The following is a 13,527-nucleotide window of genomic DNA, read 5'->3' on the forward strand; positions in this document are numbered from 1 at the left end:
AAAAAAATGAAAGGAAGTGTGATGATGGGACTATTAGACGGTAAAAAAGTTATCGTAATAGGCGATAGAGACGGTATACCAGCACCAGCGGTAGAAGAATGTCTTAAAAATACTGGCGCAGAAGTAGTTTTCGCATCTACAGAGTGTTTTGTCTGAACGGCTGCAGGCGCTATGGACCTAGAAAATCAACAAAGAGTTAAGGATTTAACTGAAAAGCACGGAGCAGAGAACATAGTTGTTCTTTTAGGTGCTGCTGAAGGTGAAGCTGCAGGTTTAGCAGCAGAAACAGTTACAGCAGGAGATCCAACTTTTGCAGGTCCATTAGCAGGAGTCCAGTTAGGACTTAGAGTATATCACGTTGTAGAGCCAGAAATAAAAGATGAATTTGACGCTGATGTATATGACGAACAAATTGGTATGATGGAAATGGTTCTTGACGTTGATGATATAGTAAACGAAGTAAGCTCAATAAGAAATGAATATTGTAAATTTAATGATTAAGTGATAACCCAAATTACCCAAAAATACGAGAGGGGGGAAACTAATGAGTAAAATTAAAGTTGTTCATTATATAAATCAATTCTTTGCTGGAATCGGTGGAGAAGAAAAAGCTGATCATAGACCAGAAGTAAGAGAAGGAGTAGTTGGACCAGGTTTAGCATTGTCTGCAAGCTTTGGTGATGAGGCTGAAATTGTTGCTACAATCATTTGTGGTGACTCTTACTTTAATGAAAACCTAGAAGAAGCAAAAGCAGAAGTAATCGGCATGATTAAAAAATACAACCCTGATTTATTCATTGCTGGACCAGCTTTTAACGCAGGTAGATATGGTGTTGCATGTGGAACGATTACTGATGCTGTTAAGCATGAACTAGGAATCCCTGTTTTAACTGGTATGTACATTGAAAATCCTGGAGCAGATATGTTCAAGAAAAGTGTATATATAGTTGAAACAAAAAATAATGCAGCAGGTATGAGGCCAGCAGTAAAAACTATGGCGGGCTTAGCTCTTAAATTAACTAGAGGCGAAGAAATTGGTTCACCAGCTGAAGAAGGATATATTTCTAGAGGAATCAGAAAGAATGTATTTGTTGATAAAAGAGGCTCTGAAAGAGCTGTTGAAATGCTTATTAAGAAGCTTAAGGGAGAAAAATTCGTTACTGAGTTCCCAATGCCTGATTTTGATAGAGTAGATCCAAATCCAGCAGTTAAGGATATTACAAAAGCTAAAATTGCATTAGTTACTTCTGGTGGTATAGTTCCAAAAGGAAACCCAGATCACATTGAATCTTCAAGTGCTTCCAAATATGGTAAATACGATATTTCTGGAGTAGAAGATTTAACAGAAGCAACTTATGAAACAGCTCATGGTGGCTATGATCCAACATATGCAAACAATGATGCTGATAGAGTTCTTCCTGTAGATGTTCTTAGGGATATGGAAAAGGAAGGCAAAATCGGAGAATTACACAGATATTTTTATACTACAGTTGGTAATGGTACAGCAGTTGCAAGTTCAAAAGCATTCGCAGCGGAGTTTGCTAAAGAACTTAAAGCTGATGGAGTGGATGCAGTTATACTAACTTCCACCTGAGGCACCTGTACACGTTGCGGTGCAACGATGGTTAAAGAAGTTGAAAGAGCAGGTATTCCTGTTGTTCATATGTGTACAGTAGTACCGATATCTTTAACAGTAGGTGCTAATAGAATAGTTCCAACTATAGCTATTCCTCACCCACTTGGTAATCCAAGTCTAGAAAAAGAACAGGAAAAAGCATTGAGAAGAAAATTAGTTGAAAAAGCTTTAGTGGCTTTAACAACTGAGGTAGAAGGTCAAACAGTGTTTGATAAATAATATCTGCTGGCTGCATTCGCAGCTAGCAGCTGCAATCATTATAAAAGGGTGATTTTGTTTTATCACCCTTTTATAAAACAGCTATTATGACTTAACTTGATATATTGAATAAATCGAAGATAGGTCAAATGCGACAAGCACTAACCTTATTGTAGGTTTATGATAAGGATGTCCATTAGAACCACATGACTGTTAAGGAGTAAGCAATTTTGAGCTGCGAGACTGCAAAGCAGTTAGGACTAATATTATGTCTGTAGCTGCCAGCTGCGAGTATTAAGAAACATATTTTTTAATTATTTTGGAGGTGAAGTATATGTCATTCCCAGTATTAAAAGGTGCTGGATATATTCTAGTTCACACACCAGATATGGTGATACACAATGGTACAACACAAACTTCAGAAAGAGTTATTAACCCTAACTCAGAGTATTTAAAAGAACTTCCAAAGCATTTACGTAGCTTTGAGGATGTAGTAAGCTACCCACCAAATCAAACATATATAGGCTCTATAACTCCGCAAGAGTTAGCAAAATACGAAGCACCATGGCATGATAAAAAAGTAGAAGGTGCTGATAGATTCGGAAAGCTTGGAGAAATCATGCCTCAAGATGAATTTATAGGCCTAATGCAAATATGCGATGCTTTTGATCTTGTTAGGTTAGAAAAGAATTTTGCAGCTGATGTAAAAGGAAAATTAGAAAAGCATCCATTAATTAGAGAAGAGTTAATTGGCAAAATTAAAGAAGGCGAATCAGTAGAAGATATTAAGAAGCTAGTTGATGAGCATCATGCAGAAGCGATTTACAATAACAATGAACTAATAGGCTGTGTAAAGAGAGCACATGAAATAGACATAAATCTAAATGCACATACAATATTTGAAAATCTAGTTGTTAAAGCTTCAGGTGTTCTTGCACTAATGAATCTATTAAATAAAAACGGAATAGATCCAAATAGCATAGAATATGTAATTGAATGTTCAGAAGAAGCATGTGGAGACATGAATCAAAGAGGTGGCGGAAACTTTGCTAAATCTATAGCTGAAATGGTGGGCTGTAGTAATGCTACTGGCTCAGACACAAGAGGTTTCTGTGCAGCACCTACACATTCACTAATAGAAGCATCGGCTTTAGTACAAGCTGGTATATATGAAAATGTAGTATTAGTAGCAGGTGGAGCTTCAGCTAAGCTAGGTATGAATGGTAAAGATCATGTTAAAAAAGGTTTGCCAATACTTGAAGATGCAGTTGCTGGTTTTGCTGTATTAGTAAGCAAAAATGATGGAGTTAACCCTGTATTGAGAACTGATCTAGTTGGACGTCATACTGTGGGAACAGGATCATCTCCACAGGCTGTTATAACATCACTTATTACTACGCCATTAGACAAAGGAAACTTAAAGATTACTGATATAGACAGATATTCCGTTGAGATGCAAAATCCAGATATAACCAAACCAGCAGGAGCGGGAGATGTTCCAGCTGCAAACTATAAGATGATTGCTGCACTTGGAGTTAAGAGAGGCGAACTTGAGAGAACAGATGTAGCAACATTTGGAGATAAACATGGTTTGCCTGGTTGGGCACCAACTCAAGGTCATATTCCATCAGGAGTTCCTTATGTTGGATTTTGTATAGAAGCTATGTTAAACGGCGAAATAAATAGAGCTATGATAGTTGGAAAAGGAAGCTTATTCCTAGGTCGTATGACAAACCTATTTGATGGTGTTTCTATAGTTGTTGAAAAGAATAGCGGGAAAGTTGACGAAGGAAAAGGTGTATCTGAAGAAGAAGTTAAGAGATTAGTAGCAGAGGCTATGAGAGAATTCGCGTCACATCTATTAGGAAATTAGAGGTGATATAAATGTCAGATAATATTAAAAACATAATAGGCAAGGTATTTAATGATATAGCAGATGCTGTAGAGACTGGACAATTTGGACAAAAAGTAAGAGTTGGTATTACAGTCCTAGGTAGCGAGCATGGTGTAGAAAATATTGTTAGAGGAGCTGAATTAGCTCAAAAAAGAAATCCTTCTGTAGAAGTTGTACTAATTGGACCAAAGGCAGATACAGAGCTTAAAATATATGAGGCTAATACAGAAGATGAACAACATAAAAAAATGGAAGAACTTTTAGATAGTGGCCAGATTAATAGTGCAGTAACGATGCATTATACTTTTCCATTAGGAGTATCAACTGTAGGTAGAGTTATAACTCCTGGAAAAGGAAAAGAAATGTTCATAGCTACAACTACAGGCACATCTTCTGCACATAGAGTTGAAGGAATGGTGAAAAATGCTTTATACGGAATAATCACCGCAAAAGCAATGGGAATAAAAAGCCCAACAGTAGGACTTCTAAATGTAGATGGTGTAAGACAGGTTGAAAGAGCATTAAATGAACTAAAAGCAAATGGTTATGAATTTAGTTTTGCTGAATCTATGAGATCTGATGGTGGCTCAGTAATGAGAGGTAATGACTTATTAACTGGAACACCAGATGTAATGGTAACAGATTCATTAACAGGAAATCTTCTTATGAAGATATTCTCATCATATACTACAGGTGGGGACTATGAAGCCATGGGATTTGGATATGGTCCTGGAATAGGAGAAGATTATGAAAGAACAATTCTTATCCTATCAAGAGCATCAGGAGTACCTGTTGTAGCAAATGCAATAGAATTTGCTGCAAATCTTGCACAAGGTAAAGTTATAAGCATTTCAAAAGAAGAATTTGCAAAAGCAAAAAATGCTAGATTTGATGATATACTAAAAGGATTAAAGAAGGATACAAAGAAAGAGAATACTGAGAATGCAGGAGCAGTAGTAGCACCTGCTAAAGAAGTAGTTACTGGTTCAATTTCAGGTGTAGACATTATGGAATTAGAAGATGCAGTAACAGTACTCTGGAAAAATGGTATTTACGCTGAAAGCGGAATGGGATGTACTGGACCAATAGTAATGGTTAATGAAGCAAAAGTAAACCAAGCTATTGCAGTTCTAGCAAAAGCAGGATATATTGCAGGAGAATCTACCTCTTGTTAGCAAAAAAATCTGGACTGATGTCCAGATTTTTTTGCTATTCACAGTTAAATAAAATATGAGACACTCAAAATGATCAGTTTCTATGTCATCCTGAACGTAGTGAAAGATCTCTTTTTTTTATGATATTTTTGTTTATAAAAAATATAGATTTCAGACAATAATATCATTCTACTTTTTTCGAAGAAATAATAATTATTAAGATTTTTTAACATACAACGGCAACGGTTGACAGATTTTGGTTATTCATGCTATGTTAGCTATAAAATTATAAGGTAAGACAATTTATAATTTTACGTATTATATTTTAATGATTTTTTAGGCACTTATTTTATGTCTAGATATGCTCCAAATGGTTTCAAAAACAAAAATTCTTGTTTAAAAGAAAAGAATGTTGAAGAGATCACTGAAAAAAATCTTTTTGCAGGATAAAGGAGTTTTCTCTTTTGAAGCGGTATAAAGAAACTATATGTGGTAAAGTTACCAAAGATTAATGCGAATAAGAGCCTGGAAAGTTAATACAAATAAAGTATCTTAAGAATAGTAGTATAAAAATTTATGTGGGGTGATTTTCATGAAGCGTATAAGTATTATTTTAATACTAACAGTTTTCTTATCAGGCTGTAGTAGCACACAAAGCGTAAGCTATGATTTTAACAATAATTACGAGGGCATAGTACAAAAAGATGGATATATGACAAATTTTGAATATGCATCAACTGATAGATGTACCTACTATTTTGAAGATAATGCTTATAGCGATGAACAAAAAAATGAATTTATCAATGACTTTGAAAAAATATTTGATTATGTAACTAAAGATATGAAAGCAACAATAGACCTACCGATAAATATATATGTGGCTAATAAATTGTTTGTACAAGGCAAGGACAAATCTATATTTTTAAATGATATAAATGCAAAAAATATTAACTCAATAAATGCATTTTTTCAAGGCATTGTAGGTTCAACTCCAAACTATGGCTTAGGATACGGGCTAAGCTTATATGTATACGAAAAAGTATTTAAAGATACATATAAACCAGAGAATGAAATAGCCATGGTATCGGAATATCTTTCAGATGAAAAAAACCTAGATATTTTGGATCTAGAAGTACCTGTATTTGAAGAAGTATATTTTACAAAAGAAGACAATACATATGCACATGATATAGCTTATTATTTAACAAAAGATATAATTAAGCAAAAAGGAGTAGAGTATGCCTTTGAATTATTTAATAAATCAAAGGATTTAGATATTACATTTGAAAAAGAGTATGAAGTTTTAGCAAACGATTGGTTAAAAAGGATAGGTGCACAGGTAAGTTATAAAGCCACTAATGTTCCGCTGAGATATGAAAAGAATGTTGGAAGAAATATAAAGATATACCCATACATAATACAAAGCCCATCTACAGAATCATATATTGAGCTTGGTTTTACGTTAACTAATGATGTTGATATTTTTTCAATGGACTATGGATATATCAAGTATTTTTTCGAATTATTTGAGAAGGATGTTAAAAGCTTGAAAGAAACTGATATATTTTCAAAGTATTTAGAAACTCCTGAGGAGAAACCAATTTGTCAGTTTAGGGAGAAGATTAGTAATATTAAGCTTGGGGGAGGTATAGTTCATAATTATAATGAACAAATCACTATAGAATATAGAGATCCACTATATGCAGGTGTTCACGAATATGCCCATTATCTTGCAATCAAATCTAATAAGCCACGTGCGGGTTGGCTAGAGGAAGGCTTTGCTGTATACTGCGAACATTATTTAGCCGATAGGGGTGTATATAGGCTGATGTATGAATCATGGGGAGATTTTAATAATGCATACAATAATTTTCTAGATAGTGCAAAACCATGTAAACAATTTTATGAAAAGTTAGTAAATGATAAGCCACCATTTAAGAGAAACGAAATTAATTTGTATGCATTGTGTGAAGCACTGGCTTTTCATGCAACTATAGATAAAAGAGTATATACTACTCTTGGGGAATATCGAATGGGTATGGTTGGTGATATTCCAGAAGGATTAGATTTAACCTACCATGAGTCTGGTAGCCTTGTAAATTATCTGATAGAAACATATGGAGAAGAAAAGCTCTGTGAGCTGTTAAAAAACTATGATAGGCTATATGGAATATATGGTAAAACCTTTAAAGAATTGTGTGATGAATGGTATCTTGCACTTAAGGCTAAGTTTGAATAGAAAGAGGTACTTATTATATTAATGACCAGTTTCTGTGTCATTGTCATCCTGAACGCAGTGAAGGATCTTTCCTTTAGCTGTGCATTGCAACGATTTTTTTGCTTATAGAAAAATATAGATTTCAGACAATAATATCATTCTTTTTTTCGAAGAAATAATAATTATTAAGATTTTTTAACATGAAATGTAAGGGTTTGACATATTTCGGCTATGTATGCTATATTAGCTATAAAGTTACAAAGTAAGACAATTTACAATTTTGCATATTGTATTTTTAATGATTTTTCAGGCTCTTATTTTGCGACTAATTATGCTCCAAATAGTTTTAAAGACAAGAAATTTTGTTTAAAAGAAAAAATGTTGCAGAGGTAACCAAAAAAGTTTTTTCCTGTCATCCTGAGCGTTAGCAAAGGATCTCTCTACTAATATTTTTCATAATTTTCAGATATATATACGTAGCAATGATAAACATAAAGCAAACGTTTTCAGACGACTTGATGTAGCAATGCAAGATATTTCAGATGTAAAGGTTTTAAAAACAGATAAACAGAGTATTCTTTAAATAAGATTTTGTTTATCAGTAACGAGTTAAACAAATATTAAATGAGGAGGTGAAATTGAATGGAAACTTTAACTGATCTAATATGGAACGAAGAAGAACTAGATAACAAGGTTTTAGGTGAGCCGAGCGAACCAGTTTTAGCACTTGATTGCCCAATTTGGGGCGTACCAGGCGGACCAATATGTAGTAAACCTGGTTTCAATTCTTAATACAGAATAAGTAAATAAGAGCCTGAAAAATCAATATAAATAGAATCGGAATTAAGAAATAGTAGTATAAAACTTTTGTGGGGTGATTTTTATGAAGCATATAAGTATTATTCTAATATTAGCAGTTTTATTAGTAGGCTGTAGCAGCACACAAAATGTAAGCTATGATTTTAACAATGGTTACGAAGGCATAGTGCAAAAAAATGGGTACATGACGAGCTTTGTATATGCTTCCACTGATAGATGTACTTACTATTTTGAAGATAATGCTTATAGTGATGAGCAAAAAAATGCATTAATCAATAACTTTGAAAAAGTTTTTGATTATGCAATCAAAGATATGAAAGTATCAATGGACCAGCCAATAAACGTATATGTGGCTAATAAATTGTTTGTACAGGGCAAGGATAAGTCTGTATTTTTAGATGATATAAATGCAAAAAATGTTAACTCAATAAATGCACTCTTACAAGGTATTGTAGGTTCAACTCCAAACTATGGATTAGGATATGGGCTAAGTTTACATGTGTATGAAAAAGTATTAGAAGATACATATAAACCAGAGTATGAAATAGCTAAGGTATCAGAATATCTCTCAGATGAAAAAAAACTAGATATATTAGATTTAGCACTGCCTGTCTTTGAAGAAGTATATTTTACAAAAACAGACAATACTTATGCACATGATATAGCTTATTTTTTAACAAAAGATATAATTAATCAAAAAGGAATTGAGTATACCTTTGATTTGTTTAATAAATCAAAGGATTTAGATATTGCATTTGAAAAAGAGTATGAAGTTTTAGCAAACGATTGGTTAAAGAGAATCGGCATACAGGATAATTATAGAGTAATTGATGTCCCACTAAGATATGAAAAGATTATTGGTAAAAACACAAGGATATACCCATATATACTACATTCGCCATCTACAGAATCATATATTGAGTTTGATTTTAAGGCACCTAAGTTTGGCGCTGATGATATTTTAATAGACTATAGCTATACCAAGCATTTTTTTGAATTATTTGAGAATGACATTAAAAGCTTGAAAGAAACTGATATATTTTCAAAGTATTTAGAGACTCCTGAGAAGAAGGTAATTTGTAATTTTATAAAAAGAGCTAATCCTAAATACGGTGGTAGGTATTATTATCAATCAAATACTATAGAGTTAGAAGATCCATTTGGAGCAGGTGTTCATGAATATACACATTATCTTTTAGGAAGACATGCAGAAAATCCAGCTTGGTTGGAAGAAGGAATTGCTACATATTGTCAATATTATTTAGTTGATAAGGGTGTATATAGGCTGATGCATGAAGTATATGATGATTTCAATAATGATTATGAACTTGCAGATACTAGGATAAGGCTATTTTATGAAAGATTAGTAAATGACAAGCCACCATTCGAAAAAAACGAAATTAATTTATATGCATGGTTTGAAGCAGTGGCTTGGAAAGATACTTTACACAAAACAAAAGATCGTACTTTTGAAGGGTATCGAACAGGTGTTAATTTCGATATTAAAGAAGGATTAGATTTAACCTATTCTGAGGCTGGTAGTCTTGTAAACTATCTGATAGAAACATATGGGGAAGAGAAACTCTGTGAACTATATAACAATTATAATAAGCTATATGAGCTGTATGGTAAAACCTTTAAAGAATTGCGTGATGAATGGTATCTTGCACTTAAGGCTAAGTTTGAATAGAAAGAGGTACTTAATTAGATTAATGACCAGTTTCTGGATCATTCTGAAAGTAGTGAAGGCTTTCTCCTTTAGCTGTGCATTGTAACTATTTTTTACTTATAGAAAAGTATAGATTTCAGACAATAATACCATTCTGCGTTTCTGAGGGAATAATAGCTATTAAGGTTTTTTAACATGTAGTGTAAATGTTTGACATATTTCGGGCATACATGCTATATTAGATATAAACTTACAAAGTAAGACAATTTACAATTTTATATATTATATTTTTAATGATTTTTCAGGCTCTTATTTTGCGACTAAGTATGCTCCAAATAGTTTTAAAGACAAGTAATTTTGTTTAAAAGAAAAAAGACGTTGCAGAGATAACCAAAAAAGTACTTTTCTGTCATACTGAGCGTTAGCGAAGGATCTCTCCACTGATAGTTTCCATAATTTTCAGACATATATATACATAACAATGATAAATAATAAATCAAACTTTTTCAGATGTAAAGGTTTTCAACAGAGTACTCTTTTTGTTTATCAGTAACGAGTTAAATAAATATCAAATGAGGAGGTGAAATTGAATGGAAACTTTAACTGATCTAATATGGAACGAAGAAGAACTAGACAACAAGGTTTTAGGTGAGCCGAGAGAACCAGTTTTAGCACTTGATTGCCCAATTTGGAGTGGTGGATGTCCTGTTTTTACTGATCCAAAATGTAGTAATAAAAAATAATGCAAGTGATATGATTAAAATGTAAAAATAATGCAGAATAAACTGATAAGAGCCTGAAAAATCAATATAAATAGAATCGGAATTAAGAAATACTAGTATAAAACTTTTGTGGGGTGACTTTTATGAAGCGTATAAGTATTATTTTAATACTAACAGTTTTCTTATCAGGCTGTAGTAGCACACAAAGCGTAAGCTATGATTTTAACAATAGTTACGAGGGCATAGTACAAAAAGACGGATACATGACAAACTTTGAATATGCATCAACTGATAGATGTACCTACCATTTTGAAGATAATGCTTATAGCGATGAACAAAAAAATGAATTTATCAATGACTTTGAAAAAATATTTGATTATGTAACTAAAGATATGAAAGCAACAATAGACCTACCGATAAATATATATGTGGCTAATAAATTGTTTGTACAAGGCAAGGACAAGTCTGTATTTTTAAATGATATAAACGCAAAAAATATTCATTCAATAAATGTACTCTTACAAGGCATTGTAGGTTCAACTCCAAACTATGGCTTAGGATATGGGCTAAGCTTATATGTATACGAAAAAGTATTTAAAGATACATATAAACCAGAGAATGAAATAGCAAAGGTATCAGAATATCTTTCAGATGAAAAAAATCTAGATATCTTGGATCTAGAAGTACCTGTATTTGAAGAAGTATATTTTACAAAAGAAGACAATACATATGCATATGACATAGCCTACTATTTAATAAAAGATACAATCAAACAGAAGGGAGTGGAATATGCATTTGAACTATATAGCAAATCAAAGGATTTAGATATTGAATTTGAAAAAGAATATGAGATTGTTGCGAATGATTGGTTAAAAAGGATAGGAGCACAGGTAAGTTATAAAGCCTCTGATGTCCCGTTGAGATATGAAAAGAATATTGGAAGAAACACAAGGATATACCCATATATACTACATTCACCATCTACAGAATCATATATTGAATTTGATTTTAAGTTAACGGACTCTTATTTTTATAGGCTAAATAATGATGAAATTTTAATGGACTATAGATATATCAAATATTTTTTTGAATTATTTGAAAAGGATATTAAAAGCTTGAAAGAAACTGAAATATTTACAAGATATTTAGAAATTCCTGAGGAGAAGGTAATTTGTCATTTTCTATGGAGACCTAATGATGACTTTAGGGGGAGATTTTATGAGATGATAAATACAATAGAATATATAGACCCGATACCATCAGGCATTCACGAATACGTTCATTATCTTTCGAGCAAACATAACCCACTTGCAGTTTGGTTAGGAGAAGGCTTTGCTGTATATTGCCAATATTATCTAGCTGATAGGGGTGTATATAGGCTGATGTATGAAGCATGGGGAGATTTTAATAATGCATATAATAATGATTTTGCAGATAGTACGAAACCATTTTATGAAAAACTAGTAAATGATAAGCCACCATTTAAGAAAAACGAAATTAATTTATATGCATGGCGCGAAGCAAGGGCTTGGGAAGATACTTTGGACAAAACAAAAGAAATTACTTTTCAGGGTATATCAAAAGGCGGTTTCGATATTAAAGATGGAGATGATTTAACCTATCCTCAGGCTGGTAGCCTTGTAAATTATCTTATAGAGACATACGGGGAAGAGAAACTCTGCGAACTATATAAAAACTATAATAGGCTATATGAACTCTACGGCAAAACCTTTAAAGAATTACATGATGAATGGTATCTTGCACTTAAGGCTAAGTTTGAATAGAAAGAGGTACTCATTATATTAAAGAAAGACAGGTGAAATCAATGGTTCTATTTAACAATGTTATTGTAAAAATGAAGAATGCTTATATGATGATGAATCTGATATCCTTCCGAAGAAAAATAATATTGGAACAGCAATTTAGTATACTAAAATCACTGAATAAAAAAATAGAAAAAAATTATAGTGGTTTAACTGAGACAGAACAAGACTTCTATAGAGAATTACTTAAAGAAAAGCAGATATTAGATGACAAATCCATAGAATTATTTGAGGAGCAAATTGCTATTTTAAATAAGGAAAGAAAATTGGAGTTAAATATCTCTGATAAAATTCAGATAAATTTAGCTGATGGATGCAATTTTAACTGTACTTATTGCTACCAAAAAAAGTATTCTGCTAAAAATAGAGTACTTAGTCTCGAAGACATAAAAAATATTAAATATGTATGTGATGAGTATATATCAAAAAATGGTTATTCAAATAATATTAAAGAGGTTACTGTAAGTGGCGGTGAATCACTCATGGACAGCCATTTGCCTTTGATTTGGGAAATTAGCAATGTATTTGATAATTCGAAACTAATGATATTGACAAATGGTGTAAATATCAGCAGACTGTGGGATAAATTGCCTTATAAAAAAATTAAGAGTATGCAAGTTTCTTTAGATGGAAAAGATGACGTTATTTCAAAGCTGTCTTTTGGAAATAAGAGCGTTAAATTGTTTGATAGCATAGTAGAAGGTATAGAAAAGGCCTTAGAATACGAGATAGATGTAACTATAAATTCGATTATAACAAAAGACACATATAATAAAAAAGAAGAACTTTTAACTGCCTTAGATAAAAGAAATATTTTATCTAAAGTAAAGCTGAACTTATCCCCAGTTTATGATCATGGAAGTCAAACTGGACTAGATGATAGCTTTTATTCTAAGGATGAGTTTATTGAAATATATAATGAATTAAAAAAACTAGTTGCAAAATATGAAAACGTTTCTTTTTCATCAGGCCTTGCAAATATAAATAGCCTAGCGAACTTAATAAATCGTCCTAATAATACAAAAGTATCAGAATATAGGTTTAATCAGTGTGATGTTGAAAATGGCTTAAAATTAGTTTTTGCTCCCGATGGGAAAATATATTGGTGCAATAAAGTAGTTGATGATCTTGGAGTGGTAGGTAAATTTAAAGAGGATTATTATATTGACAAGGAACTAGTAGCTGCTTATGTAAACAGAAGTTGGCATGAAATTCCAGAATGTAAAAAATGCGAATTTAAATATGTATGCATTGGTGGATGTGTTTTATACAACATTACAAATAATAATGACTTAATGAGCCCAGCATGTGGTTGTTTTAAGGATGAATATGTTTTAGATAACTTGGACAAGCTGTTATAAGATAAGTAAATATGAAATGTACGGAGGTTAATG

At 32.3% G+C, this 13,527-nt stretch carries 10 protein-coding genes; all 10 read left to right on the forward strand.

Annotated features, from left to right (window positions below):
* Nucleotides 1-24 precede the first annotated feature (24 nt).
* The gene (gene grdA, locus QO263_RS09360; RefSeq protein WP_285620393.1) at nt 25-501 is read left to right on the forward strand and encodes a glycine/sarcosine/betaine reductase complex selenoprotein A; all 477 of its coding nucleotides are present in this window, start codon (nt 25-27) and stop codon (nt 499-501) included.
* Nucleotides 502-544: 43 nt separating this feature from the next.
* Complete coding sequence (gene grdB / locus QO263_RS09365; protein WP_285620396.1) at nt 545-1,855, forward strand: glycine reductase complex selenoprotein B; 1,311 nt, start codon at nt 545-547, stop codon at nt 1,853-1,855.
* Nucleotides 1,856-2,168: 313 nt separating this feature from the next.
* Nucleotides 2,169-3,707 (forward strand): glycine/sarcosine/betaine reductase complex component C subunit beta, encoded by a 1,539-nt coding sequence (gene grdC, locus QO263_RS09370; RefSeq protein WP_285620398.1) that lies wholly within the window; start codon nt 2,169-2,171, stop codon nt 3,705-3,707.
* 11 nt (nt 3,708-3,718) lie between these two features.
* Nucleotides 3,719-4,903, forward strand: a complete 1,185-nt coding sequence (gene grdD, locus QO263_RS09375; RefSeq protein WP_285620400.1) for a glycine/sarcosine/betaine reductase complex component C subunit alpha — start codon at nt 3,719-3,721, stop codon at nt 4,901-4,903.
* A 571-nt stretch (nt 4,904-5,474) separates the two neighbouring features.
* Entirely contained in the window at nt 5,475-7,121 is a 1,647-nt protein-coding gene (locus QO263_RS09380; protein ID WP_285620403.1) for a gluzincin family metallopeptidase, read from the forward strand.
* Nucleotides 7,122-7,742: 621 nt separating this feature from the next.
* Nucleotides 7,743-7,892, forward strand: a complete 150-nt coding sequence (locus QO263_RS09385) for a hypothetical protein (protein WP_285620406.1) — start codon at nt 7,743-7,745, stop codon at nt 7,890-7,892.
* A 91-nt stretch (nt 7,893-7,983) separates the two neighbouring features.
* Nucleotides 7,984-9,609 carry a gluzincin family metallopeptidase gene (locus QO263_RS09390; RefSeq protein ID WP_285620408.1) on the forward strand — a complete coding sequence of 542 codons (1,626 nt, stop codon included), beginning with the start codon at nt 7,984-7,986 and terminating at the stop codon, nt 9,607-9,609.
* Nucleotides 9,610-10,178: 569 nt separating this feature from the next.
* A complete protein-coding gene (locus QO263_RS09395) occupies nt 10,179-10,331 on the forward strand; it encodes a hypothetical protein (RefSeq protein ID WP_285620411.1) in 153 nt (50 codons plus the stop codon).
* Between the two features lie 122 nt (nt 10,332-10,453).
* Nucleotides 10,454-12,094, forward strand: a complete 1,641-nt coding sequence (locus tag QO263_RS09400) for a gluzincin family metallopeptidase (RefSeq protein ID WP_285620414.1) — start codon at nt 10,454-10,456, stop codon at nt 12,092-12,094.
* Nucleotides 12,095-12,135: 41 nt separating this feature from the next.
* Nucleotides 12,136-13,494, forward strand: a complete 1,359-nt coding sequence (locus QO263_RS09405) for a radical SAM/SPASM domain-containing protein (protein WP_285620417.1) — start codon at nt 12,136-12,138, stop codon at nt 13,492-13,494.
* The last annotated feature ends 33 nt before the right edge of the window (nt 13,495-13,527 follow it).

The sequence above is a fragment of the Proteiniborus sp. MB09-C3 genome, assembly GCF_030263895.1.
GTDB lineage: Bacteria > Bacillota > Clostridia > Tissierellales > Proteiniboraceae > Proteiniborus.

Coding starts and splice junctions, on each gene's coding strand:
- QO263_RS09405 (WP_285620417.1), top strand. CDS start 12,136: ATGGTTCTATTTAACAATGTTATTGTAAAAATGAAGAATGCTTATATG.
- grdD (WP_285620400.1), top strand. CDS start 3,719: ATGTCAGATAATATTAAAAACATAATAGGCAAGGTATTTAATGATATA.
- grdC (WP_285620398.1), top strand. CDS start 2,169: ATGTCATTCCCAGTATTAAAAGGTGCTGGATATATTCTAGTTCACACA.
- QO263_RS09390 (WP_285620408.1), top strand. CDS start 7,984: ATGAAGCATATAAGTATTATTCTAATATTAGCAGTTTTATTAGTAGGC.
- QO263_RS09385 (WP_285620406.1), top strand. CDS start 7,743: ATGGAAACTTTAACTGATCTAATATGGAACGAAGAAGAACTAGATAAC.
- QO263_RS09400 (WP_285620414.1), top strand. CDS start 10,454: ATGAAGCGTATAAGTATTATTTTAATACTAACAGTTTTCTTATCAGGC.
- QO263_RS09380 (WP_285620403.1), top strand. CDS start 5,475: ATGAAGCGTATAAGTATTATTTTAATACTAACAGTTTTCTTATCAGGC.
- QO263_RS09395 (WP_285620411.1), top strand. CDS start 10,179: ATGGAAACTTTAACTGATCTAATATGGAACGAAGAAGAACTAGACAAC.